The organism is Nitrosospira sp. Nsp2 (assembly GCF_003050965.1).
Taxonomy (GTDB): Bacteria; Pseudomonadota; Gammaproteobacteria; order Burkholderiales; family Nitrosomonadaceae; genus Nitrosospira.
The window spans coordinates 1-1,719 of the sequence record NZ_QAOU01000018.1 but is presented as its reverse complement, the minus strand read 5'-3'; the positions used below and the strand labels follow the sequence as shown (position 1 = coordinate 1,719).

Below are 1,719 nucleotides of genomic sequence, written 5' to 3'. Positions count from 1 at the left end.
GCCCACCAATCGTAACCCGCCGCTCAAATGATACGCAGTGCTCAATGGCTCCAGCTGCCATAAAAACCAGTGCCGCTGCTGCGCGTACGAGAGTGTGCTGCGATTTCCTGCTTTTTGCCGGACAATCGGGAGCAGAGAAAAATCGAGCCCCCGCTTCTTCAGCGCGCTAAGAAATTCTTTTTGTTTTTCGGGATGGAGTGCCGAAAACCGCTCGGCGATATCGTGCTTGTTCAATTCCATTCATCTCTCCAGTGAATCGAGCAACTCCAGCATTCCCAGCAGTTCTGCCTGACCGGAGTGTTCCCCCGACATCAGAGAACGTTTTTCGTCTATTTCGGAAGCGAGGTTTCTCAGCAAGGGATTTTCAAAATGCAAGCGCAAAGGCAATGAGACCGACAAAGCCTGTTGCAACTTCTGCTGCACTTGCAGGATCGCGAGAGAGTGGCCGCCCAGTTCGAAGAAGCTGTCGTTTCGCCCTACCTGCGCGATACCCAGCACCTGGGCCCAGACGCGGGCCAGCACTTCTTCCGCTTCACCTTGCGGGGTCTCGTAGTTGTCACTATCTACAAATTCGGGCTCCGGCAGCGCCTTGCGATCCACCTTGCCGTTCGGATTCAGCGGCAGGCTCTCCACAACGACAATCGCAGATGGAATCACGTAGTCCGGCAGCGTCCTTGCAATCGCTTCACGCAAGCTGGCAGTATCCGCGCTCGTCCCCGGGTGCAGGGAGACATATCCCACCAGCCGTGCTCCGCTTGGCCCTTCGCCAGCAACCACCACCGCCTCCCGCACCTCCGACTGTGCGAGCAGTTGCGTTTCGATTTCCCCCAGCTCAATGCGAAAACCCCGCACCTTGACCTGATGGTCAAGGCGCCCTAGATATTCGATCTGCCCATCCCCCCGCCATCTCGCCAGGTCCCCAGTACGGTACAGGCGCCCTCCCTTCTCGTCGAAAGGATCGGCTATGAAACGCTCCGCGGTCAGGTCCCCGCGGTTCAGATAACCGCGTGCCAATCCGACACCCCCAAGATAAAGTTCTCCAGCCACACCCTGTGGAACCGGGTTCAAATCAGGGTCAAGTAGGTAGGCTTGAGTGGAAGCAATGGGTCTCCCCAGTGGAGTGGTATCGTCGTCTATCCTCCCCACAGCAGACCAGACGGTAGTTTCGGTGGGACCATACATATTCCACAGTTCGACCCCCAACCCCCGCAAGTGATCTGCCAAATCGATCTGAAGGGCTTCGCCCCCACATAATGCCTTCAGAGGTTTTCCGTCTTCACGCTGCGAACCATTCCAACCTGCGCCAAGTAACATGCGCCAGCCAGCCGGAGTAGATTGCATAACGGTAGCGTGGTGCGTCGATACGAATTGCGTGAGAGCAAAACCATCGCGGCTCACCGCTTTCGGAGCAATCACGACGCGGGCCCCAACGCTCAAGGGCAGATACAACTCCAGCCCGGCAATGTCAAAAGATAGTGCGGTTACAGACACCAGCGTATCGTCGGCATCCATCCCAGGAGTATCACTCATGCTGGTTAGGAAATGACTGAGCGCATGGTGATGAATCGCCACTCCCTTTGGTTTACCGGTAGAGCCGGAGGTATAGATGACATAGGCGAGGTTGTCGCCATGCAGGGATACCGCAGGGTTGCATTCGGACTCGCCATCGAGGTCCAGCATATCCAGTTCCAGCACCTCGCATTGCGCCGACTGCGGAAT

The 1,719-nt window shown here is 56.8% G+C and carries 2 protein-coding genes; both read right to left on the bottom strand.

Annotated elements, in window-relative coordinates; genetic code table 11:
* Positions 1-240: hypothetical protein (locus C8R31_RS15720; protein WP_146164615.1), on the bottom strand; the 240-nt coding region annotated here is incomplete at its 3' end.
* Positions 241-1,719: non-ribosomal peptide synthetase (locus C8R31_RS15715; RefSeq protein ID WP_146164614.1), on the bottom strand; the 1,479-nt coding region annotated here is incomplete at its 5' end. It abuts the gene before it with no gap.